The following is a 22253-nucleotide window of genomic DNA, read 5'->3' on the forward strand; positions in this document are numbered from 1 at the left end:
TAGCTAAAAGTAGTACCAACTTAACATTGTCAATACGATTGTACTGTAGAGCATAGAAATCGGCGTTCCAATTTTTACAAAGTGTTTAAATTTGTAATTGGATGCACTAAATACCAGCAAGTTCGTTTGATAGCCGTAAGGAGAAATAAAGCTGGCACTCGCGGCAAACGCCACGGCCAAAGCAAAGGGCATAATGGGTAAATTCAAGCTGGCAACCAAACCGTAGGCAAATGGGAACATGAGTGCTGCTGCTGCATTGTTTGTAACGAATTCTGTCAATAGTAAGGTCAACAGATAAACGATTATAAGAGCGACAATAGGGGAGGAGTGTTCTAATAGCGGCATTAACGCGTTGGTTAGCATTAACAATACTCCAGAATGTTCTAACCCTTTGGCAAGGCTTAAGGCGCCTACAATGACAATAATAAGATTAAGCGGCAGGTTACGTTTTATCTCTGCAATGGATGATATTTTAGTAACGACTAACAAGGCTGCAAAAAACAATAAACCTGTGGCTAATGGCAGAATAGACAGAGCCGCTAAGGCAATTACAGTAATGAAGCCAAACCATGTAAAACTTTCTTGAAGGACAGTCAATTTACGCATGATTTTTTGTTCTGAAACGATAAAGAAATTTTTACTAATGTTCTCCCGTTTTTGAAAGTCAGTGCCTGTAGCCAGCAATAGGAAATCTCCCGCTTGCAACTGCAATTCACCAATTTTACCGGATATAGATTCGCCGTCTCGCCTAATTGCAACTACTGCGGCATCAAACAACGCTCTAAAACCTGTTTGTTTTAATGTTTTCCCTATGATTGGCGCTCTATTGGAGACAATGACCTCAGTTAAATTTTCATGCATTAAGCCGTCCGTCTCTGCGAAAAACGTCAAACCCTTAATATGACCAATATTGTCAATATTCTTTACATTTCCAGTAAAAATTAGCTTGTCGTTTTTTTCAATTACGAGATCTGGTGTAACAGGGCTAATAAGCTTATTTCCGCGTATTATTTCTATTAAAAATAGCTCCGGTAAGTTTCGTAAATGATTCTCTTCTATGCTCTTACCTACCAATTCCGAGTCAGCTTCGACATCAGCCTCAAGTAAATAGCTATTATAATTTGATTTATTGCCTGCAAATTTAGGTAGAAGTGGATTCAGAATATATAAAAGCACGCCGCATATGATGCCTGCAGATAAGCCGAAAACTGTAAAGTCAAAAAAGTCGAAGCCTTTAAGTCCCTTTTCAATCAAAAAACTATCTACAATAAGATTTGTTGAGGTGCCAATTAAAGTGACTGTTCCGCCCAAAATAGCAGCATATGACAGCGGTATAAGAAGTTTTGATGCCGGGTGTAACTGGTTTTGCTTAATTGTGCTGATTAGACTGGCGACCACAGCCGTGTTGTTAAGTAATGCCGACGAGAAAAATGTTAGTGAGAACAACCTTAGGTAAGTCACCGAATAGGATTTGTTTAAGATTGTTCTTCCTATACGTTTTAAAAAAGTGGTTTTGTCTAAGGATGTACTTACAATTAATAGCAGTATTAAAGTAATCAGGCCCGTATTGGTAGCGTTAGCTACGACGTCATTGAAAGTAATTTGTTGAATAATCATCAGCGACAAGGTACATGCCGCAAAAATACCTGATGGGCGCCTTTTGGAAAATATCAACGTCAATATGGTAGTGAAAAATATCAGAATTACTGCAATTTGATGAATTGTCATGTAAGCAATTTGTCAAAGAAAACTATATACAGGTTATAGATTTTGAAACTTTGGGTAAAGCGAATAGGCTAGAGTTTTTCTATTTGATAGGAATAAATTCATATCTCATGTTAGATAATGTTCTAGTCTTGTATGCTGATACCGCCGAATATTACTATTGGTAAGAGTAATAGTTAGAAAAGAAAAAAATGAGGCCTTAGCCTCATTTTCTCTATAGTTGTAAATTATAACTTGCTGATATCTGCTGCGCCCCAATGAGGGAAGTGTTTTCGTACTAATTCATTAAACTCTAGCTCAAACGCTGAAAAAGTTTCATTGGTACTGGGGGCTTGATTTTCGCTAATAATCATACCTGCACCAACAGTACTATTTGAAAGTCTGTCGATGATTATAAATGCACCTGTCGCCCTGTTTTCTGAATAAGGGTCGCATGCAACGGGTTGTGTCAGTTGAATATCAGCAACACCTATTTCATTTAGGTTTAGGTGGACAGCTTCACTTTCTTCTAAAGTGTTAACATCAATATTGTGAGCAAGGCTACGTACACTACCAGCAACTAATTTGGTTGCAAATTTGAAGCTATATTGCTTATTCGGAATCATTGCATCTTCTGCCATCCAGACGAGATGGGTTCGGTAGTTAGTTGAGTGCAATGGGAGGTTTGATGATTTCACAATCATATCGCCGCGAGATATATCAATTTCATCTTCAAGTGTTAGCGTAACAGCTTGCTGAGATAAGGCTTCTTGTTTGTCACCATCAAATGTCGATACCGACTTTATCTTCGAAGTTTTAAGCGACGGCAACACGGTAATCTCGTCGCCAACAGCAACGCTGCCTGAAACTACGGTGCCAGCAAATCCTCTAAAGTTTAAATGTGGGCGATTTACATATTGAACAGGGAACCTGAATTCACTATGTTTTTGGCTACTTATCTCAATATTGTTAAGCAGTTCCATCAATAAAGCGCCATCAAACCAAGGCGTATTGTCGCTTCGGTTGACGACATTGTCGCCTTCTAACGCTGAAATTGGTACAAACTTAATATCAGGAATATTAAGCTGTTCAGAGAATGCTAAATATTCTTGTTTTATGTTGTTATAAACCTCTTCACTATAATCCATCAAATCCATTTTATTGATTGCAACTATAACGTGCTTGATGCCTAACAATGAGACCAAGAATGAGTGACGTTTTGTTTGGGTTTTTACGCCAGCTCTGGCATCGACCAAGATAATTGCTAGGTCACAAGTAGAGGCGCCTGTTACCATGTTTCTGGTGTATTGCTCATGCCCAGGTGTATCCGCAATGATGAACTTTCTTTTATCGGTACTGAAATACCTGTAGGCAACGTCAATTGTGATGCCTTGTTCTCTTTCGGACTGAAGACCGTCTACTAGCAGTGCCAGATCAACTTTTTCACCAGTGGTGCCTACCTTTTTACTATCTTTAGCGACTGCCGCTAATTGATCTTCATAGATCATTTTTGAATCATGTAGGAGTCGACCGATAAGGGTACTTTTACCATCGTCCACGCTACCACAAGTTAAAAAACGCAACATATCTTTACGTTCGTGTGCAGCTAGGTATTCAAGGATGTCTGATTTTAACAATTCGTTTTCGTGGTTCATAATTAGTTGGTAACCATAAAATAAGGGTTTAACACAGATGCTTTCTGGTTATATTTCAACGGTGAAGCATCGGGGTTTAAAGGGTTTTCAATATCGAGTTCAGTCACTTTTCCACCAGCTGCAAGTACAACTGCATGAGCTGCGCCAGTATCCCATTCACTTGTTGGACCAACGCGCGGGTACATATGAGCGGTGCCGTCTGCAACGCAACATAATTTGAGTGAGCTCCCCATTGCGACTAACTCTGATTCTCCCCCAAGCTGTTCGAGCACTTTATTAATTTCTGGGCTTTGATGAGAGCGAGAGCCTACAATTCTCCATGTTTGCGAACCATCGTTCACGCTAGGCGTTAGTGTTTTTTGTTCGCTACTTGTTTCTACGTATGCGAAGTTGTTAACCCAGCCTACATATGTTTTTTTCAGGGCTGGCGCATGTACAACGCCAAATACCGGTTGCCCATATTCAATAAGCGCGATGTTAACAGTAAATTCGCCATTCTTTTTAATGAATTCTTTAGTACCATCTAGTGGATCAACTAACCAATATCGAGACCAAGTTTTGCGCTCATCCCAGCTAATTTCTGCAGATTCTTCAGATAAAATTGGAAGAGAACTGATTGCTTCTAAGCCCGAAACAATATGATTGTGGGCGGCTAGATCAGCATCCGTGAGGGGAGACGCATCGTTTTTTTCATAAATATCGAAATCTTGCTCGTAAATGCCTAAAATTTTGTCACCGGCTTCAATGGCAATCTTCTTTACAGCATCCACAAGTAATTCTGTCAGGTTTTCCTTTCCCATTACACGTACCCCTTTAATTCAAGCATCTTATACAAACGTTCTGCACTTTGTTCGGCAGATTCACTATCGCTATACGCTAAATGTATTTCAGGCTGGTCAGGCGTCTCATATACCGAGTCGATGCCTGTGAAATGTTTAATGTCTCCCTGCCTAGCTTTTTTGTACAAACCTTTAGGATCACGTTGTTCACATACTTCTATGGGAGTATCAACGAATACTTCAATAAACTCACCATCGCATAATAGACTTCTACAAAACTCTCTATCAGCCTTAAAGGGCGAAATAAATGCTGTAATGACAATCGTACCTGAATCCACAAACAACTTAGCTACTTCGCTTACTCTACGGATATTTTCAACTCGCGCTTTATCATCAAAGCCAAGGTCTCCACATAAGCCATGTCGCACATTGTCACCGTCTAACAGATAGGTCTTTTTTTGTTTATCAAATAATTTTTTTTCTAACAAATTCGCAACGGTGGATTTACCCGAGCCAGAAAGTCCAGTTAACCATATGACACTTGGCTTTTGATTCAGGGCGCCTGCACGATTAGCTTTATCAACAATATGTTGATGCCAAACGATATTTTCGCTCATTAGAAATAACCTTCCATTTTTTTCTTCTCCATCGAGCCTGAGGAATCGTGATCAATTACACGGCCTTGACGTTCAGAGGTTTTGGTAAGCAACATTTCTTGAATAACTTCCGGCAGCGTATCCGCTAGTGACTCAACAGCTCCTGTCAATGGATAACAGCCAAGCGTTCTAAAACGCACTGACTTCATTTCTGGTGTTTCGCCTTCTTCTAAAGGCATACGCTCATCATCAACCATAATTAACACGCCATCTCTGTCAACGACTGGACGTGGCTTGGCTAAGTACAACGACGGAATTTCAATATTTTCCATGTAGATATATTGCCAAATATCTAGCTCTGTCCAGTTAGACATGGGGAAAACGCGTATACTTTCGCCTTTATTAATTTGCGAATTATAGATATTCCAAAGTTCCGGGCGTTGATTTTTAGGATCCCAACGGTGATTTTCATCGCGGAAAGAGTAAACACGTTCTTTTGCTCTTGATTTCTCTTCATCACGACGTGCTCCGCCAAATGCAGCGTCAAATTTATATTTATTTAGTGCTTGTTTGAGTGCACCCGTTTTCATAATGTCTGTATGTTTAGCACTGCCTACACTGAAAGGACTAATATTATTCGCAACACCTTCTTCATTAGTATGAACCAATAGATTGAGGTTGTGCTTTTTGGCCATATGATCTCTGAACTCAATCATTTCCTTGAATTTCCAGGTAGTATCTACATGTAACAAAGGAAAGGGAATAGTGCCAGGAGCAAAAGCTTTTCTAGCCAAATGGAGTAAAACGGATGAGTCTTTACCTACAGAATACAGCATTACGGGGTTGTCAAACTCTGCCGCTACTTCTCTGAAGATATGAATACTTTCTGCTTCTAATTGCTTCAAATGAGACATATTTGGCAATTTCGTGGTCATGAGTGTCATTTCCTGTTCGTAAACATATATTAAAAAATTCTATTTATAGAACTCTATCATATTTACAAGTTTAGGATTATGACAATTCGCTATTGCTAATCACAGATCTATAACTATTAAAGCAGTCATGTTACAAAAGCGTTAATATCGATGTTGGTTTGATATTAGGTTAATGCTTCAACACGCTCTTCTGCCCAAGTGCCAGCAGAAAAAAACGTGTCAGAAAGCACATCTAGACTTACTTTGTGTTGTGTACACCCTTCTTCCATTGCATCCCAATCGCCTTTTTCGCAACTACGGCAAAGGTTGAGGTAATTTGCTAAGTCACCTTGATGCCTGACTAGTGCGATTTTTATTTCATCGGATAGAGGAAGTTTACTTATCACAGAGGCTAAATCTGCATCAAGCATGGCATCTAGGAGTGAGAGCATACCTGCTAAAAACGCAGCTGATAACTTCTCTTTACTATTTGTTATTTCTGCAAGTTCTTCGCAAAATTTTGCGCGTTGAAGTGACAATCTAATGAGTTCAGTGGGTTTGTTTTCAGAAAATGTTGCTGCAAACAATAGCATTATGAAGCGCTCGAGTTCCTTGGAGCCAAGCATTACGAGCGCTTGCTTTATGCTGTCAATTTTTTTCCTACGCTGAAAAATTGGCGATTGTGCGTAGCGAAGTAGTTTGAATGATAGGCTTGGGTCTAATTCGAAAATTTCTGTAATTTTGTTGATGTTTGGTGATACTTTAGAGGTTTCATTTAACAAGGTACTTAGCAGTGATTGAGAATTAGATAGGCTGACGCTTTTTATTACTTCTGGCTTAGCAAAGAAATATCCTTGAAACAAATCAAAACCTAATGCTTTGTATTTTTGAAAGGTCTCTGCATCTTCCACTTTCTCAGCCAATAACTGCAGATGAGAGTGACGTTTTGCTACGGCGCATATATCCGCTAATTGCTCATCATTTATTTGTAAACAATCTACCTTTATGGTTTTACATAGTTTGTAAAACGGCTCCCAGTATTCTGAATGAATGAAATCGTCCAATGCAAGCGAATAACCAGCATCAGATAGCGTTTTCATCTTTACGTAGACGGCCTTTGTTGGTCGGACGCTTTCTAATATCTCAATGGTTACTTTTTCTTTTGGCAGCAATTCAGCATAATCATTTAACAAGCTTTGCTTTGTAAAATTGATAAACGCAGTTTTACCGTTCGAAATTCTATCTAGGCCCATGTCAATGTGAAGGCCTTCAATCATTTTTGATGTCGCCTTTTCTTCATCAACATTTGGGAACACATTGTCTAGGCTGCTGCGAAAAAGTAGCTCATAACCTACTAAATTTTTGGATGTATCTAAAATCGGCTGTCGCGCAGTGTATAAAGCCATAGAGTATTAACCGTCCTAGTTGTCTTTTTCTAAATATCTTTCATATTTATCGTACATAAGATCTAATTCATTAGAATTCGCTGGTTTTATTTTTGACACAATAACAATAGCCAGCGCAGAACAAATAAAACCAGGGGCTATTTCGTACATGACGGAAGACATCGATTCTCCGTTGTTGCCCAAGGGTAAATAAATCCAGGCAATTACGACAACAGCGCCCGTCAGTACGCCAGCAATAGCGGCTTCTTTACTGACTTGCTTCCACGTTAACGACAAAATTATCAAGGGACCAAACGCTGCACCAAACCCCGCCCACGCATTGCTTACGAGGGACAATATTGTCTTATTTTCACCAAATGCTAAAACGATGGCCGCAATTGAAACGATTAATACTGATATTCTGCCAACCAATACCTGTGTTTTTTCAGATGCATCGCGCTTGAAGAAATTAAGGTAAACGTCTCTCGTGAGCGAGCTAGATGTTACTAATAGTTGAGAAGATATTGTACTCATGATAGCTGCGAGTATCGCCGCTAATAAAAAACCGCCAATTAGCGGGTGAAATAGCAACTGAGAGAGTACTATAAAAATAGTCTCGTGATCGGACAATAAAATATTTTGTTCCGTTACGTAGGCGAGTCCAAATAAACCAGTAAGCGCTGCACCAAATAATGAAACAATCATCCACGACATGCCAATTCTTCGAGCGCTAGGTAGTGCTTTTAGCGACTTGATTGCCATGAAACGAACAATAATATGTGGCTGGCCAAAATAGCCTAAGCCCCAAGATAACAATGAGACAATACCGATGATACCAATTGTTTGTCCTGTATTTGCGTCGATTGACAGCGACAATAGATGAGGTGAAATTGCGTTAAGTGAATCTAACGTTTGATTTACGCCGCCCAGCTCAAAGGTCACAACTGTTGGTACTAATACCAAGGCAACGAACATGATACACCCTTGAATAAAATCGGTAAGCGATACTGCCATAAAGCCCCCTACAAGTGTGTACGCGACAACCACGCCAGCGGTAATTATTACGCCCCAGTGATACGCAAGGCCAAAGCTTGATTCAAACAGTTTTCCTCCAGCTACAATACCAGAAGAGGTATATACTGTGAAAAATACAATGATTACGGCTGACGCAATAATACGCAACATTCTACTGTCATCAAAAAATCGGTTTTCTAAGTAATCAGGAATAGTGATTGCGTCATTGGCGACTTCTGTGAAGGCCCTTAGTTTTGGCGCAACAATTAGATAATTTAACCAGGCACCGATGATTAAGCCAAATGCAATCCAAAGTGAAGATGCGCCTGAAAGGTACATAGCGCCGGGAACACCCATCAACATCCAGCCACTCATGTCGGATGCGCCAGCGGATAAGGCTGTGACTGGCGCTGATAATTTTCTTCCGCCTAATAAGTAACCGGATGCACTCTCTTCATTGTTTTTATATGCATAAAAACCGATACCTAGCATGGCGATGAAATAAATAGCTAGTGATATGTACGAACTGAATTCCATAGAATCCTCAAATACTTAGTTTAAGAAACCATGGTAACAGGCTGTGCGAATTTCTAAAGAGGAGGGAGGTGTTATCTATTGATTATTTGTCCATTTAAGACCTCTATTAATGCAGAGGCCCTAAATGCAGGTGAAAAAAGTGACACTACGCAGAGAATTGCATGAATTGTTTCGCTTTAGCAGAAAAGTCATTCACTTCACCATCATTTTCACCTACTACGATAATACGAGCAGATTCTAGTAAAAAGCTTGTGCCGCTATGTTCATCGTTTGAAAAAGAAGAGTCCACATCGTCAGTTATATTGTTTGGCAATACAAACAATGACATCAATCCTTCTTGCCCTTTTACAATAAGGTGTAAGCTTTTAATGCTGCTCAAGTAGCAATAATTAGCAGAAACAATTTCTCCAATCTTCTGGTTAATGCTGCCATTATAATTCGCCAGTTTCGCATTTACGTCTTGTAAATCAACCAACCCATATTTTTGTGACTCCATTTCAACGTGCTCAACATGTGCTAATGCATCCATCGCAATACCACTTGGTGCCTGCGTTAACATACCCACTGTGACTAATGCTGCTAACGCAATAGATGCGGCCATTGCTATATACCAAGGGCGCTTTTGTTTTTGCTCTGAATGTTCGGCAATGGATTGTCGTAGCAATAGTTTGTCAGCAAGGTTTTCGGGCACAGAAACATCTAATGCCTGTTCGATAGACATTTCCATTGCCTTGACTTCATCCCAAAACGCTTGTTTTTTAGGATCGTTTTTTGCGGCATCAATGACTGCCATTTCTTTAGTAAACGGATCCGCATAAACAGTACGTCTAAATGTTAAATCATCCATTTATTTGGGCTCCTATTGTTGAATTATTCGTCATAATTTCTTTTAGCTGACTGCGAGCTCTAAAAAGACGAGTCATGACAGTGTTCTTATTTAGGTCTAATTGTGCAGCTATTTCGTCACCGCTAAACCCCATGATAACTTGGAGTACTAAAGGCTCTCTGTAGTCATCAGCGAGTTGAGCAATCGCACGTCTCAAGTCACGCTGTTGTGTATCAGATGCATCAGTGGCTTTTGGATCGGCGACACTTACATCATCAATATCAACAAGATCAAATTGTTTGCGTTCAAATCTGCGTGCATTTTCTCTACGTAAAATCGTGATTAGCCAAGACTTGGCAGCCGCTTCATCTTGCAGTGAGTCCAATGATTTCCATGCGCGAAGGAAAGTTTCTTGCACCACATCTTCGGCAATGGTCCGGTCTTTAATAAGCCACACGGCGTAGCGAAATATATCGGCATGTAACGCCTTCACTAGGGCTTCATATCTTCGTTGTTTTGTCATCATGTCTGTAGAGACCGAGGCAGTTTCGAAATTATTTCCTGACATTTTAAAAAAGTCCTGTTTGCTATTGAGGGCTGTTCACTCGCAGACAAATAACTTGTCTAAGAAATACGAGGGGCTCAAGTGACTTGCATCTGACATTCAATAAATCAATAGTACAAAAATAAGCGGTGCCTGTGAACTTGTATGACATAAAATAAGACTAACAATTGTATGAAAAAGAATTAACTATTTTGTCACACTCACCTTGAGGATGCCTTTTTTATGAAAAAATACCTACCACTGTTTTTGATGTTAAGCAGTATATCAGCAGTTTGTGCCGCCACAGAGCTTAAAGGAACGCCAGATGAACTTAAGCGTTTCTTGCACCCCGATAAGCGCACTGTCAGCTTACATACAAATGTTGAACGTCGTGCATATGCAGATCAAGCGATAATCAGTGTGATTGTGAAAACAGAGGAAAAGTCGCTTTCTAAAGCGATGGACAAGAATGCTAGTCTCAGAAAAATACTGCGTGAAATGCTGGTGGCTAACGGGGTTGCGAATGAAAATATTCAAAATTCAAAATTTTCTTCTTCGCCTCAATATGGTTGGTTTGGAGATAAACCTAAGAGCTTTGAGGTGGTGAATCGAGTGGCAATTAAAATTAACTCTGAAGTTGGATTGCAGTCTTTAGCGAATATTGCAGATCAGTACGATGAAATGACTATTTCGGCAACTGAGTTCAAGCATACTAAGAAAGATGAACTATATTTGAGCTTAAAAGATGAAGCGATGAAGAAAATTTTGGCTGAAAAAGCCTATTACGAAAAAAATCTAAATGTGTCGCTAAGCGCAATCTATTTTCATGATAACGGCATTAGCCCTGTTAATACGCAAGGGGCAAGAGTATTAAGAAGTCGAGCATTAGCTGAAGCGAAAGGTTTGCGCCTTGAGCAGGAAGCTTCTTATGCCGATACTTCTACACAATATAAACCGCCGCAAAGCTCTTTTGAAGAAGTCGAGTACCATTTAAATATGCGCGTCGATTTTGAATTAGAAAGTAATTAGATGAATTCATAGTCGAATTATGCAAATCATTTGAAGAGGCCCCTTAGGGGCTTCTTCAAATTTAAAAGAGTATCGTAAACCTTGCAAAGAGCTGCGCTATTGCGGATAGAGGCGGGCAGTGGCTTGCGTTTTCTGTTGCAAATCTTCCCGCAGTTGAGAAAGTTTACTAAATAAATCATTTGTATTCAGTTCCCCTCCGGTTGTTGAATATCGCGATGAGAGAAGCTCATCAAATGCCTTATATGAAGCAGTGCTATTTTCACTCAATCCTTCGGATGCTGATGCATATTGCTTTTTCGTTATTGTGTTGAGCCATGCACACAGCAAGTTGGGCAGTTTTCCTATTCTTCGTTGATGAATTGCGTTACTGAGATGTTCCCAAGCTATACCCTCATCATCATTACTGTTTTTAACCTGTTTTTCATGCAACGTCCCTTGCTTTGACTTGCTCAAGCCCAAGTACATCACGAGTATGAGTAAAACGGCACATATTGCTAGTAAGCTGATATGTAACCAATCTAAGATCCACAATATAGCGTTAGATTGAGGCTTCGTTGACACCGAACTCTCCGTATTTATATCAGTCGGAGAAACGTCAGTTTGTTCGGTATTTTCCTGGTGAATTTCTGCGCTATCATTCGCTGCAACATTTACTTTTTTTGCAGGAAGTACAGCAAATTCTGTTTCACCAGTCTTGACATTAAACCACGGGACTCGGATTTCAGGCAGTATAAAGTCACCAGCACTTTCTGGGATGATGGCGACATTTTGTACAGTCTGCGCAATAAGTTTATTGTCTCTTTGAACCGTCGCTTTTTGCGCTAGTTCAGGGTATGTTTTAAAGCTTGGGTGATAGTTTATATCAATATTAGGTAGTTGCTCTTCAATTAAGCCAAGTGCCGTCAGTGTGACTGTGTGCGTTATTGGTTCACCAGCGACCAGCGCGTCTTCACCGCCTTGCCATTCGTCTTGAATTTGTACCATTTCACTCGGCAACCAAGGGTAAGGGTAATTTGCAGGTATTGGCTGAACATTTATGGTTTGTGGAGGCCCAACTCGATTGATTGTTTTAGTGCGATTAAAATAAGCAAAACTTTGTCTGCTGCCACTCAGCACGCGAGCCTCAAAAAGAGGGCTCTCAATTTCAAATGTACCACTTGATTGAGGAATAATGGCGAAGCTTCGCTCAACGATGCGATAGTTAATGCCGTTGATGAGTTCTTGATATTCTTTGTCGTCACCAACTTTTTCAATAATTGCACCAGCAAGTTGTGGCTCGCCTAGCGAGCCACTTTGTATATCACCAGCAAGATACAATTTGACTGTGTAAGTAATTTGCTGTTGTAAGTAGAGTTTGCTATTACTGACTGCTGTTGTGAGATAGAACTCTCGTGGACGATTAACATTTGCCGTCGCAGACACGACATCCATGTTAATCGCTTTACTGGTTTGGTTGCCTAACGTAAATGAAGGAATGGTGAATTTTCCCGTATTTTTAGGAAACAAGGTGACGCGCCAAGTCACTGAAGAAGACCGATTACCATTGATTATTTGGGTTGACTGACTAACTGAAGGAACACTGACGCGAAAGTTCTTCTCTAACACAGAAAAGTCAATGTCCTCCCGCGTAATATTTCCCGTTGCTGTCAACTGTAGTGTGAAAGATTCATTTTCTATAACAGGATTTTGGTCAACAGAGGCTACTAAATTTGTAACGTCCGCAGTGCTTGAAAAAGCGCATATAAAACAAAGAGTAAAAAGCAAAAGTTTCATTGTGTTACCATGTCTGTTGTTGCAAAACTGGCGCCCGATTTTGGCGACGAGTCTGAGATTCTAAAAGCATTTTTCGCTTCAATAAAAACGCAGGGTCATCTGGCACTTTATTCATTAGCATCTGCATTTTTTGGAGTTGTTCTCTTTCTTCGGGCGATAAATCTTTCGGATCTATTTGGCCTTCGATCACTGAGTCGGGGTTTTCTTCAATCGGTTCTTGACCCTCGACGGGTTGTTCAGTGGAGCTTTGTTTCGCATTCCCATTGTTACTGTTTTCATCTTGTGCTTGTTGCTCGTTTTGTTGCTGCTCACTTGAGCCATCTTGATTTTCTTCAGGCTTGTTGTCTTGCTCAGCGTTATTTTGCGCATTTTGTTGTTCTTGCGATTGGTTTTGCTGACCTTCTTGAGATTGTTGATCACTATGTTGACTATCGTCTTGGGACTGCTCCCCTTGTTGCTCTTGTTTTTGCTCATCGTTCTGTTGCTGGTTGTCGGCACCGTTGTCACTATCTTGATTTTGCTGTTGCTCTTGTTGTTGCTGCTCTTGTTGCTCTAACATAGCTTCTACAATCGCTTTGTTCTTTAGCGCATCTTCATGGTCGGGGGCCTCTTTTAGTACTGCATTATAAGCGTCCAATGCCTCCTCTAAACGTGTGAGTTTAGCTAAGGAATTTGCCTTATTATATTTATTTATAATGGCCTGCTCAGGTGAAGAAGCTTCTTGCTCTAGGGATTCATATAAATCAAGTGCTCGCTCATAATCCCCTAGCTTATAGGCTGATGCTGCTTTCCAGCTAGGATCTTTAAATGTTAGTTGAGCATTGGCGTAATCTTCTTGATGATAAGCTATTTCTCCTTGTTGATTTGGATTAAGGAATAGCTTGTTCAGCAAAGACAATTCGTTAGTATCACTCATAGTCTTGGCTTTAGTGATATCATTTGCTAGTGTTTCTTGCGCGTAAATTGTGTCATTTGGTACAAAGGTAAGCCCAACAAAAAAGCATACTAGTACCCCTTTTCTAAAAAAGTAAGCGACTAAAGGTAACAAGGCAATTGCGATATAAACCCCCATATCTTCCCAAACATCCCCAGTTGACAATTCATCAGTTTCTTTGGCATCTTTCGTTATTGGTTTTGATTCAATTACCATATCGTCTATATCTGAAGCCGTAGTCGTCATCCTCGTCACTTGACCTCTTACCGTGCTAAGTGCTTGTTGGATGTAATTTTCATTCGCACGTGGAATAACAATTTTTCCAGTAGAATCCTTTAACAGTGAACCATCAGCCATTTTGATGGGGGCACCGTCTTTAGTGCCAACGATTAATGAAGATACTTTGTATTGGCTATTGGCTAGTTCTTCTTGTAGTAATTCGATATCTCGATATTCAATGCCGTCTGTTATCCAGTAAATTTCACCTTCTTGATAACCAGCGTTTACGAGTAATTCCTTTGCTTTATCAAATGCTACAAGTGGATTACTGCCTTGTACAGGCATGATTTCAGGAGATAAACTAGGTATTAAGTTTTGTAAATTAGCAATATCATCCGTTAACGGACTAATGATAAAAGCGTCCCCAGCATAAGCTATTAGGCCTATTTCTCCCTCTTGTATCGATTCAAGTAAATCCAAACTCTTAAATTTGGCGCGAGTAAGCCGATCCGGTGAAATGTCTGTTGCTCGCATAGACATAGACATGTCTATAATTACTACTTTTCCTACCTGTGTTTGATAGACGGGTTGAGGCAATTTCTCCCAACTAGGGCCTGCAAGACCAACGGCGCTTAAAATCCATACTAATCCAAGTAACCAATAAGTATAATTGTCGCTAGACTTAGAGTTTTCTTCAATTTGATGCCGTTGCAAATGTGCAGGCAACAGATTTCGCCAAGCTGTTTGTCGGCGCCGTACTTTCATTAACAATAGACACAACAGTGGTAGTAAAACGATAGCGAGTAAAAAATACGGCCGAATAAAGTGTAGTTGAGCAAAATCAATCATTGGTTTTACCCCTTTTTACAATTGAATGCACCGCAACAAAGATGGCAAATATTGCACTCATAAGTAAGGCCAAACCCATTGGATAAAAATATAGCGCAGTTTGAGGCCGCATTTGTTGGGTGCCTTCTTCAATCGGTTCGAGTGCATCTAGCTGGCGATATATGTTGATCAATGATTCGGTGTCAGTCGCTCTAAAAAACTGGCCGCCGGTTTCTTCTGCGATTTGATTTAAGGTTGCTTCGTCAAAGCTTGCACCACTTTGCATAGTAAAGCCAAACATATCTCGTTGGTTACTGCCAACACCAATGGTATAAATAGTGACTTCGTTATCTTTCGCTAGGGACAATGCTTGCTCAGGAGAAATATTACCTGCAGTATTTCTGCCGTCAGTTAACAAAATTAACACGCGGTTAGATTTTTCTCGTTGCCTAAAACGCTTCACAGCCAAACCTATTGCGTCACCTATGGCGGTATTGTCTCCCACTAGTCCAATCACTGATTCTTTAAGGAGAGTCTCTACTGTCGGGCGATCAAATGTTAGCGGCGCTTGCAAATATGCGGTATCAGCAAATAAAATAAGCCCTAAGCGATCGCCTACTCTTCGTGAGATAAAGTCTGACAATACGTATTTTATCATGGTTAAACGATTCACCGCTTGCGCGTTTACCACCATATCTCTAGCTTTCATGCTACCAGACAAATCGACAGCCACCATGAGATCTCTGCCTTCGGTGGGAATTGCAATGGGTTCACCAAGCCACTGCGGACGGGCTGACGCGGTTACAAGGAGCAGCCAAAGTAGCGCCATTAAAAATAAATTTACTTTAGCGTATGATTGCTTGGACACTTGAGATGGTCCCAATTGTATTGGAAAAGGCACTTTTAACGCGGCGCTACTTTGCTTATTTTCTTTTGCCGGGAAGAGCAAATAAACCAATAAGGGTAACGGCAAGGCCAAAAACATGAGTGGCCAAACAAATTCAAACACTATTTGCCCTCGCTTTTTATTGATTCATAACTAAATGCCGGAAGCTCCAATTGTAACCATTTTATCGCTGCACTTTTTATTTCAGCAGGCGACGGCAGTTCGTTAACCTGAGCGGTATACAATGATTCATGCAACGCATATAGAGTATTCGCTAGTTCCGGTTTAGTTACACTTGATTTTCCTGAATGCAGTAAGGTTTCCCATTGTTTAGAATGCCATGATGTGATTGTTTCATTCGGTAAATAGTGCTGAATAGTAAGCTTCAAAATGTGTTGCATTGACAACGAGAACGTTGACGATTGCTCATCAAGTGCTTGAATTTGACGAATGGCTTCATTACGTGTTTTTCTCTTATTGCGGTATTTAATAATCGATACACTTAGTAGAATTACTAATAAAATCATAGCCACAAGTAATACCCAATATCCTGTTGCTAGCGGCCACCAGGAGACGGCATCAGGTGTCTGTATATCAGAGAGTTGATCGAGTGGATTCATATAAGCTCTCCTGCGACAAAACCGTTGCGACTAAAGGATAGTTGGTCCTCCAATATGTCACCACAAGAAATGGTTCTTAGTTCTGTTTTTAATTGCAGAAATTGCTCTTTTAAGAGTCTTGTCCTCGCGAGTTGCCGTGTTTGGTAGTCCGTGGCACTTTTATCATCACCTACAACGATGGACTGAAGGTTATTCCCATCGGTTACTTGTAGCGTTTGTTTCATTGTTGATTTGGGCAGTGAAAACTCAAATGGATCATAAATTAGGTTTGCTTTTAATTCGCAATGTCTTGCGAGGTTTCCTAGGCGATCAAAGTGCTCGTCTGTAAAGTAGTGAAAATCGCTAATAAGGTGAATAAGGCTGCCAGGTTTGGCAATATGTTGTAGTCGGTTTAATGCATTTAAGGTGTTTTCTTGTGCATTGGACATCTTATTATCTTGGAGTTCTATTAATTGATTAATAATGAATAATGCAGCTTTGCTTTGTGCTTTAGGCTTGCATTCAATGTCAATATCATTTTTGAATATAACCGCACCAAGCTTGTCGCCTCGGCGCACGGCTGCCCAGCCAACTAGACTTGCCAGGTGTGCTGCTTGAACGCTTTTATATAACAATTGCGTACCAAACTGCATGCTGGTACTTTGGTCGACAAACAGAAATACTGGCCGCTCTCGTTCCTCTCTGAATACTTTAGTGTGAGGCTTTCCTGTTCTTGCGGTAACGCGCCAATCAATACTTCTGATGTCATCACCCGCTTGATAATATCGGGCTTCGTCAAACTCCATGCCGCGCCCTTTAAAGGCAGAACGCTCTCCACCGCTTTGCAGGTTTTTACTGCGCTTTTCAGGAGACAAACGAAACTGTGCAGCAATCGTACGATACCTGACGAGTTCGTCCAGCGTCAGTTGAATACCGTCGGAAGATAGTTGTTTTAAGTAAGTCTGTATTTCTGATACTGCTAACATACGGAATCAATAATTATCTATGGCACAGGAACTAACTGTTTTATTTGCTCAATCACGTGATTTCCCGTGATCCCTTTCGCTTGTGCTTGATAACTCAATATTAAGCGGTGGCGCAGTACGTTGTTAGTGACTGCTTGCACGTCATCAGGGCTCACAAAGTCGCGACCGCTCAGCCAAGCATGAGCCCTTGCGCATCGCTCAAGTGCTATGGTTGCTCTAGGGCTTACGCCAATATCGATATACGACGCTAATTCTTCCGAGTAGCTTTCTGGACGTCGTGTCGCGATGACCAGTTGTACGATGTATGCCTCAATAGCTTCAGATAAATGTACATCTAATACGGCTTTTCGAGCTATCTTAATATCTAGTTGAGAAAGTTTTTCTACGCCTTTGGCTAAACGACCAGTGAGATCACCGATAGATTCGCCTCGTGTAAGGCGTAAAATATTTAATTCGGTGTCTGCGTCTGGGTAATCGATTTCGACATGCATTAAGAAACGGTCAAGCTGGGCTTCAGGCAAAGGGTATGTGCCTTCTTGCTCAAGTGGATTTTGGGTCGCCATTACCAAAAATAATTCGGGTAGCGGGTAGGTATTTCCGCCAACGGTTATTTGTCGCTCAGCCATCGCTTCCAACAAGGCCGCTTGCACTTTAGCTGGCGCTCGGTTTATTTCATCAGCCAGAATTAAGTTATGGAATAGTGGTCCCTTTTGGAAAACAAACTCGCCAGTTTCAGGTCTGTAAATATCAGTACCGGTTAAATCGGCAGGCAATAAGTCTGGCGTAAATTGTACTCTGTGGAAATTGGCGTCAATACCGTCGGAAAGACTATTGATTGCACGTGTTTTGGCTAATCCTGGTGGGCCTTCCACCAATAGGTGTCCATCAGCAAGTAAAGCAATCATAATACTCTTGGTTAAATGTTGCTGTCCGATCACTTGACTATCAAGGTGTTTTAAAAGTGTTTGAATCTGATTTACTGCCATGTTGTTCCCGAATGTTTAAATTCTGATAAACGCTGAGTTTGCAATGTTGAAACGTTATCTTCTCAAAATTGCATTTATTTTTTGCGCATAGTGCTACCGTTTAAAAGCGCGTTATATATTACAGTGCGTATGTGACTGTTTTTTTTATAATAGGTTCGATTATCCATACATCAACTACTATGCTTGTATTTTTAATGAATCATTTGCCTTTTTGAGGGTTATTTGTTTAAATCACAGTGGTGGTCAGACCAGATTTGCCGTTAAATTTTTTCTAAAACGGCATTTACTTTACTTGTTAAAGGAAAAAAGATGTCGAAGAAACAAGAGCTTAAAACGAAGTCGGGCGATCGAATAGCGATCGTTGATGGCTTACGTACGCCGTTTGCTAAAATGGCGACGTATTTTCACGGTGTTCCTGCCGTTGATCTTGGAAAAATGGTTGTTAACGAATTACTTATCCGCAACGACATCTCGCCAGAAATAATTGAGCAAGTGGTTTATGGGCAAGTCGTTCAGATGCCCGAAGCGCCGAATATTGCCAGAGAAATTGTTCTGGGTACGGGGATGCATGTGCATACTGATGCTTACAGCGTGTCACGTGCTTGTGCGACAAGCTTTCAGTCCACTGTAAACATAGCTGAATCGATGCTTGTTGGGAATATTGACGCGGGTATTGCTGGTGGTGCGGATTCAACCTCTGTGTCACCAATCGGCGTATCTAAAAATTTAGCGAGAGCATTGGTTGATTTACAAAAGACTAAAACCTTAGGGCAGCGTTTAAGTATTTTTAAACGTCTAGGCTTAAAAGACCTATTGCCCGTACCTCCAGCGGTTGCAGAGTATTCCACCGGTTTGTCTATGGGGCAAACTGCAGAGCAGATGGCAAAGTCACACAGTATTTCACGTACTGAGCAAGATGCTCTGGCTCATCGTTCTCACTCATTGGCGGCAGAAAATTGGAATGCTGGCAATTTAGATAGTGAAGTCATGACTGCATACGCTGAACCATACAAAGGCGCGCTGGGTAAAGACAATAATGTTCGCTTTGACTCTGTACTTGAAGGCTATGCAAAGCTGCGTCCAGTATTTGATAAAAAGCATGGTTCTGTTACTGCTGCAAATGCAACGCCACTGACTGACGGCGCTTCGGCAGTTGTGATGATGACAGAAAGCAAAGCCAAATCATTGGGCTACAAACCACTTGGATACCTGAAGAGTTATGCGTTTTCGGCCATAGATGTTTGGGAAGATATGTTAATGGGACCGAGTTATGCAACGCCTATCGCGCTTGAACGAGCAGGTATGAATTTACAAGATCTCACGCTAATTGAAATGCATGAAGCGTTTGCCGCGCAAACACTTTCTAATGTCAAAATGTTTGCGAGTGAAACCTTTGCAAAAGAAAAACTAGGGAGAAGCAAGGCTATTGGCGAAATTGATATGGATAAATTTAACGTGATGGGTAGCTCACTCGCATATGGTCATCCATTTGCTGCAACGGGCACGCGTATGATTACTCAAATGTTAAATGAACTGAATCGACGCGGCGGAGGAACAGGATTACTGACTGCCTGCGCTGCCGGTGGTTTAGGGGCGGCAATGATCGTGGAGACTGAATAATGAGTGCTTTTGAATTAAAAACTAGAGAAGACGGTATTGCGGTCCTCACAATGGATGTGCCAAATGAGTCAATGAATACCTTAAAAGCGGATTTTGGTGAAGAAATTACCAGTATCTTGAATACCATTGAGAATGATGAAGACATCAAAGCCGTCGTGATCGTGAGTGGTAAAAAAGATTCTTTTGTTGCCGGCGCTGATATTAGTATGTTAGCCAATAGTGAGTCTGAATCTGACGCTGAAGCGCTATCAACACAGGGGCAACAAGTGTTTGATCGAATCGAAGGTATGAGAAAAACCTTTGTCGCTGCTATCGACGGTCCTGCATTGGGCGGAGGATTAGAACTCGCTTTAGCATGTCATTACCGAGTATGTACAGACAGTGATAAAACACAACTAGGTTTGCCTGAAGTGCAATTGGGATTATTGCCTGGTAGCGGTGGCACACAGCGTTTGCCTAAATTAATTGGTGTCCAGCGAGCGTTAAAGATGATGTTGACGGGCTCACCTGCTCGGGCAAAACAAGCAAAAAAATATGGGATTGTAGATGATGTTGTCCCCAAAAGTATTTTGCTTGAAGCCGCGATTAAGTTGGCAAATAAAAAGCCTTTGACTGGTGCTGCAAAAAAATCTGTGACAGATAAGATGCTTGAAGATACAGGGTTTGGGCGAAAAATCTTATTTAAAAAAGCGAGGGAACAAACGCTTGCTAAAACGAAAGGGAATTATCCAGCTCCCATGTTCATTATTGACAGTATTGAAGCGGGTTTAGAAAATAGAAGCAAAGGATACGCTACCGAAGCCCGTCTGTTTGGTAAGTTAGTTTTAACCAAAGAGTCGAAGCAATTAAGAGAAATATTTTTTGCTACCACTGATATGAAAAAAGAAAGTGGTGTTGAGGGAGTTGAACCCCGAAAAGTTGAGAAAATAGGTGTTTTAGGTGGAGGCTTAATGGGTGGTGGTATTGCATATGTTTCAGCGTCCAAAGCTAAAGTACCTGTGCGCGTTAAAGACATTAGCGAAAACGGTATTGCTAGTGCAATGAAATATAGCTATGACATTCTTCAAAAACGTGTAAAAAAACGTATATTGCGCAGTTCTCAAATGCAGAAACAGATGGCTAATATAACTGGTTGCTTGGATTACAGCGGTTATAAGCATATTGATATGGCCATTGAAGCTGTATTTGAAAGTGTAGAACTCAAGCAGCAAATGGTGGCAGATATTGAGCAGTACTGCGACGAGGATACAATCTTCGCTTCAAATACGTCATCAATACCTATCCGAGATATTGCTGCTAAGGCCAAACGCCCTGAGAATGTTGTTGGGCTGCATTACTTTTCTCCTGTAGATAAAATGCCGTTAGCGGAGGTTATACCGCACCCTGGGACAAGCGAAACAGTGATATCTAGTACGGTAGCGTTCGCTAAAAAACAGGGTAAAACCCCCATTGTCGTCAAAGACGGTGCTGGGTTTTATGTCAACCGTATCCTTGCGCCTTATATGAGCGAGGCAGGTTTTATTGTGATGGAAGGGCAACCCATTGACTCTATTGATAAAGCCTTAGTTGATTTTGGTTTTCCTGTGGGTGCGTTTAAGTTATTGGATGAGGTTGGTATTGATGTTGGTACCAAGATAATTCCCATTTTGAAGGCGCAGTTTGGTGAGCGATTTAGTTCGCCAAATGCATTTGACAAACTGTTAGAAAATGACAGGAAAGGTAAGAAAAACAAGTCTGGATTCTATAGTTATAAAGGAAAAACGGCCGGTAAAGATGTTGATAGCTCGGTATATGACTTATTAGGTATATCACCGGTTACAAAGTATACCGATGCAACAATTGTTGAGCGTTGCTTATTATTAATGTTGAACGAAGCTGCTCGATGTTTGGAAGAGAATGTTATAAGAAATCCGAGAGACGGTGATATTGGCGCTATCTTTGGTATTGGCTTTCCGCCATTTTTGGGTGGACCGTTCCGATATATGGATGAAATGGGCGTTGATTCGATCGTCGAAAGGTTACGTCATTATGCCGAGGTTTATGATGAAAAATATAAACCAGCTGACATTCTTATCGATATGCAAAACAACAAGAAAACGTTTTATTAATTGTGTTTTTACGTTAATTAAGTGTTAAAAAAAGCCGGTATCCCGGCTTTTTTAATTTAGATGCTCATTTTATGGGCTTTTTGATTATTTTTTCGTTATACTCTCCGCCGCAAAAGGAGAGGTCATGTTAGGTTTATTAGTATTCGTCAGTTATGTTCTGTCAGCGAGTTATTATTACGTTGAATCTGTAGTAAATGGTATGAATAAACGTCGTTGGTTATTTGGTGGCGTTGTAATGGGACCATTACTTTTGCCTATGTTTCAAATCTCAAAGCATATGACTGTGCGCAAATCTGTGGGCTTCAATTCGTTATATTTTTGTGCGTAGCTT

Annotated in this window: 19 protein-coding genes; 4 read left to right on the forward strand and 15 right to left on the reverse strand. The window is 40.7% G+C overall.

Annotated features, from left to right (window positions below; genetic code table 11):
• Window positions 1–3 precede the first annotated feature (3 nt).
• The 9 genes from QQK00_RS14730 to QQK00_RS14770 all read right to left on the reverse strand — a co-directional run bounded on the left by QQK00_RS14730 (window position 4) and on the right by QQK00_RS14770 (window position 9978).
• Window positions 4–1728 carry an SLC13 family permease gene (locus tag QQK00_RS14730; RefSeq protein ID WP_284218375.1) on the reverse strand — a complete coding sequence of 575 codons (1725 nt, stop codon included), beginning with the start codon at window positions 1726–1728 and terminating at the stop codon, window positions 4–6.
• Between the two features lie 224 nt (window positions 1729–1952).
• The gene (gene cysN, locus QQK00_RS14735) at window positions 1953–3359 is read right to left on the reverse strand and encodes a sulfate adenylyltransferase subunit CysN (protein WP_284218376.1); all 1407 of its coding nucleotides are present in this window, start codon (window positions 3357–3359) and stop codon (window positions 1953–1955) included.
• 2 nt (window positions 3360–3361) lie between these two features.
• Window positions 3362–4159 carry a 3'(2'),5'-bisphosphate nucleotidase CysQ gene (gene cysQ, locus QQK00_RS14740; protein WP_284218377.1) on the reverse strand — a complete coding sequence of 266 codons (798 nt, stop codon included), beginning with the start codon at window positions 4157–4159 and terminating at the stop codon, window positions 3362–3364.
• Complete coding sequence (gene cysC, locus QQK00_RS14745; protein ID WP_284218378.1) at window positions 4159–4755, reverse strand: adenylyl-sulfate kinase; 597 nt, start codon at window positions 4753–4755, stop codon at window positions 4159–4161. Before cysC ends, cysQ begins: the two co-directional genes overlap by 1 nt.
• Window positions 4755–5669 carry a sulfate adenylyltransferase subunit CysD gene (gene cysD, locus QQK00_RS14750; RefSeq protein ID WP_284218379.1) on the reverse strand — a complete coding sequence of 305 codons (915 nt, stop codon included), beginning with the start codon at window positions 5667–5669 and terminating at the stop codon, window positions 4755–4757. Before cysD ends, cysC begins: the two co-directional genes overlap by 1 nt.
• A gap of 164 nt (window positions 5670–5833) precedes the next feature.
• Window positions 5834–7054 (reverse strand): EAL and HDOD domain-containing protein, encoded by a 1221-nt coding sequence (locus QQK00_RS14755; RefSeq protein ID WP_284218380.1) that lies wholly within the window; start codon window positions 7052–7054, stop codon window positions 5834–5836.
• Between the two features lie 15 nt (window positions 7055–7069).
• Window positions 7070–8584 (reverse strand): sodium/proline symporter PutP, encoded by a 1515-nt coding sequence (putP, locus tag QQK00_RS14760; RefSeq protein ID WP_284218381.1) that lies wholly within the window; start codon window positions 8582–8584, stop codon window positions 7070–7072.
• 145 nt (window positions 8585–8729) lie between these two features.
• Window positions 8730–9431 (reverse strand): DUF3379 family protein, encoded by a 702-nt coding sequence (locus QQK00_RS14765; RefSeq protein ID WP_284218382.1) that lies wholly within the window; start codon window positions 9429–9431, stop codon window positions 8730–8732.
• Window positions 9424–9978 carry a sigma-70 family RNA polymerase sigma factor gene (locus tag QQK00_RS14770; RefSeq protein WP_284218383.1) on the reverse strand — a complete coding sequence of 185 codons (555 nt, stop codon included), beginning with the start codon at window positions 9976–9978 and terminating at the stop codon, window positions 9424–9426. Before QQK00_RS14770 ends, QQK00_RS14765 begins: the two co-directional genes overlap by 8 nt.
• Before the next feature lie 219 nt (window positions 9979–10197).
• Here QQK00_RS14770 and QQK00_RS14775 point away from each other — a divergent pair, with 219 nt between their 5' ends.
• Window positions 10198–10983, forward strand: a complete 786-nt coding sequence (locus QQK00_RS14775; RefSeq protein ID WP_284218384.1) for an SIMPL domain-containing protein — start codon at window positions 10198–10200, stop codon at window positions 10981–10983.
• Window positions 10984–11079: 96 nt separating this feature from the next.
• Here QQK00_RS14775 and QQK00_RS14780 read toward each other — a convergent pair whose 3' ends face one another.
• The 6 genes from QQK00_RS14780 to QQK00_RS14805 are packed head-to-tail and all read right to left on the reverse strand — an operon-like array spanning window position 11080 to window position 18194.
• Window positions 11080–12756: a BatD family protein gene (locus tag QQK00_RS14780; RefSeq protein WP_284218385.1), complete on the reverse strand. Its 1677-nt coding sequence runs from the start codon at window positions 12754–12756 to the stop codon at window positions 11080–11082.
• A 4-nt stretch (window positions 12757–12760) separates the two neighbouring features.
• The gene (locus QQK00_RS14785) at window positions 12761–14758 is read right to left on the reverse strand and encodes a vWA domain-containing protein (RefSeq protein ID WP_284218386.1); all 1998 of its coding nucleotides are present in this window, start codon (window positions 14756–14758) and stop codon (window positions 12761–12763) included.
• Window positions 14751–15746, reverse strand: a complete 996-nt coding sequence (locus QQK00_RS14790; RefSeq protein WP_284218387.1) for a vWA domain-containing protein — start codon at window positions 15744–15746, stop codon at window positions 14751–14753. Before QQK00_RS14790 ends, QQK00_RS14785 begins: the two co-directional genes overlap by 8 nt.
• On the reverse strand, window positions 15746–16243 hold the full coding sequence (locus QQK00_RS14795; protein WP_284218388.1) for a DUF4381 domain-containing protein: 498 nt from the start codon (window positions 16241–16243) through the stop codon (window positions 15746–15748). Before QQK00_RS14795 ends, QQK00_RS14790 begins: the two co-directional genes overlap by 1 nt.
• Complete coding sequence (locus QQK00_RS14800; RefSeq protein ID WP_284218389.1) at window positions 16240–17208, reverse strand: DUF58 domain-containing protein; 969 nt, start codon at window positions 17206–17208, stop codon at window positions 16240–16242. Before QQK00_RS14800 ends, QQK00_RS14795 begins: the two co-directional genes overlap by 4 nt.
• 17 nt (window positions 17209–17225) lie before the next feature.
• Window positions 17226–18194 carry an AAA family ATPase gene (locus QQK00_RS14805; RefSeq protein ID WP_284218390.1) on the reverse strand — a complete coding sequence of 323 codons (969 nt, stop codon included), beginning with the start codon at window positions 18192–18194 and terminating at the stop codon, window positions 17226–17228.
• A 309-nt stretch (window positions 18195–18503) separates the two neighbouring features.
• On the opposite strand from QQK00_RS14805, the gene fadI reads away from it, so the two are divergent.
• The 3 genes from fadI (at window position 18504) to QQK00_RS14820 (ending at window position 22250) form a co-directional block, all read left to right on the forward strand.
• Entirely contained in the window at window positions 18504–19814 is a 1311-nt protein-coding gene (fadI, locus tag QQK00_RS14810) for an acetyl-CoA C-acyltransferase FadI (protein WP_284218391.1), read from the forward strand.
• The gene (gene fadJ / locus QQK00_RS14815) at window positions 19814–21922 is read left to right on the forward strand and encodes a fatty acid oxidation complex subunit alpha FadJ (protein ID WP_284218392.1); all 2109 of its coding nucleotides are present in this window, start codon (window positions 19814–19816) and stop codon (window positions 21920–21922) included. Before fadI ends, fadJ begins: the two co-directional genes overlap by 1 nt.
• Before the next feature lie 124 nt (window positions 21923–22046).
• On the forward strand, window positions 22047–22250 hold the full coding sequence (locus QQK00_RS14820) for a hypothetical protein (protein ID WP_284218393.1): 204 nt from the start codon (window positions 22047–22049) through the stop codon (window positions 22248–22250).
• Window positions 22251–22253 lie beyond the last annotated feature (3 nt).

This window comes from Agaribacter marinus (assembly GCF_030160655.1).
In the GTDB taxonomy this organism is placed as follows: domain Bacteria; phylum Pseudomonadota; class Gammaproteobacteria; order Enterobacterales; family Alteromonadaceae; genus Glaciecola; species Glaciecola marina.